This window comes from Bacillus sp. HY001 (genome assembly GCF_007558965.1).
Classification (GTDB): domain Bacteria; phylum Bacillota; class Bacilli; order Bacillales; family Bacillaceae_G; genus Bacillus_A; species Bacillus_A mobilis.
Genome location: NZ_VLTE01000093.1, coordinates 1 through 1,436, shown reverse-complemented (window position 1 = coordinate 1,436; position 1,436 = coordinate 1). Strand labels below are relative to the sequence as shown.

Below are 1,436 nucleotides of genomic sequence, written 5' to 3'. Positions count from 1 at the left end.
AAGTAGGGATCAATCTTTCATGTATCAACAGTTGCAAAGCTAAAGAAATATATATAGCAGTCGTATTGAAAGAGAAGCTGAGTCAAGGTGAGGAATACCAAGACAATGACTTGGTGATGTGTACTTCTTTTGGAACGCTAATTAATCCTGCTAATGTTAGAGGAAGTTTAAATGCTTTGATTAAGAAAGCGGCTGTGCCAAAGATTCGATTTCATAATTTACGTCATACATATGCAACTTTGTTATTGGCTAAAGGTGTGAATGTGAAAGTGATTGCCGAGCGACTAGGACATAGTAATATTAAAATCGCATTAGACACTTATTAACATGTACTGCCAACGGTGCAAGAATATGCTGTTAACAAAATAGAACAGCTTTTGTAGGGAATGTGACCAATTCTGTGACCACTGGTGTTATAGAGTATGAAAGTAAACAAATAAAAACCGCATCAAACTTTAATTTGACACGGTTTCTACAATTATGAACCCTACTGGCATCGAACTCAAGACCTCCACCCTGTCAAGGTGGAGGTCTTTTAAATAATTTAGTCTTCTCTTTGTATTATAAACTCCCAAAACTTTTTTAATTCCTCACGTTTTTGAGGAGTCGCATTTTTTATATCTTTAAACCATTGATAGAGCTCAGGGTCTTGTATGTCTGTAACTTGTTTTATTTCAGTTGTACCGAGGAGGTAATCAATTGATACTTCAAAGAAAGTGGCTAATTTTATCAATGTATTATAATCAGGTTCTCGTTTGCCTTGTTCATACATTGCATACGTAGTTCGAGCAATTCCTAGTTGTTTTGCCATGTCTTCTTGACGCAATTTGCGTTCTTTTCGGAGCGTGTGTAGCCTGGTGCCAAACATATGCTACCTCCTTTTAAATGTTTTCTAAATCAATTATAACGTCACAATATGTAACATTTAATAAAATACACGAAATGTGTAAAAAATATTGATTTTCAACTTTTTTTCATATAATATGATGGATATATACACAATATGTGACAATTAAAGGAGGAGAATAATGAGATTGTGGTTACTGGAAAAACGTAAACATAAAGAGAAAACGCAAGATTATATTGCATGTAAGGTAAGAATATCTAGAAGTATGTATGCAATGATTGAAAGTGGTGAAAGAAATCCAAGTGTTCCTGTCGCAAAGAATATAGCTAAGGTACTAAATTTTGATTGGACTCTTTTTTTTGAAGATTAATGTCACGTTTTGTGTAATTTGAAACGTGATAAGTTATGTTTCTATATTTTTTCCTATAATGAAATAATTTATTAATTATTTTTAAGAAAATATTAGGTAAGGGAAGTGTTTAAATATGAATATGAAAACATTTGAAATGCGTGAAAAACGATTAGCAGAACTATTAGGTGCAAAGGTACTATGGGAGTTTATAAGTGCTGTAACAGAGGAAATAGAAAA

At 32.7% G+C, this 1,436-nt stretch carries 2 protein-coding genes and 1 pseudogene; 2 read left to right on the top strand and 1 reads right to left on the bottom strand.

The genetic code is table 11. The annotated features are described in order from the left end of the window. Positions 1–24: 24 nt before the first annotated feature. Positions 25–326: pseudogene (locus tag FOT98_RS27490) on the top strand (tyrosine-type recombinase/integrase); the annotation flags it as partial. A gap of 218 nt (positions 327–544) precedes the next feature. Here the strand turns inward: FOT98_RS27490 and FOT98_RS27485 are convergent. Further along, a complete protein-coding gene (locus FOT98_RS27485) occupies positions 545–868 on the bottom strand; it encodes a helix-turn-helix domain-containing protein (RefSeq protein WP_000468115.1) in 324 nt (107 codons plus the stop codon). A 160-nt stretch (positions 869–1,028) separates the two neighbouring features. On the opposite strand from FOT98_RS27485, the gene FOT98_RS27480 reads away from it, so the two are divergent. After that, on the top strand, positions 1,029–1,217 hold the full coding sequence (locus tag FOT98_RS27480; RefSeq protein ID WP_001241907.1) for a helix-turn-helix transcriptional regulator: 189 nt from the start codon (positions 1,029–1,031) through the stop codon (positions 1,215–1,217). Positions 1,218–1,436: the final 219 nt, after the last annotated feature.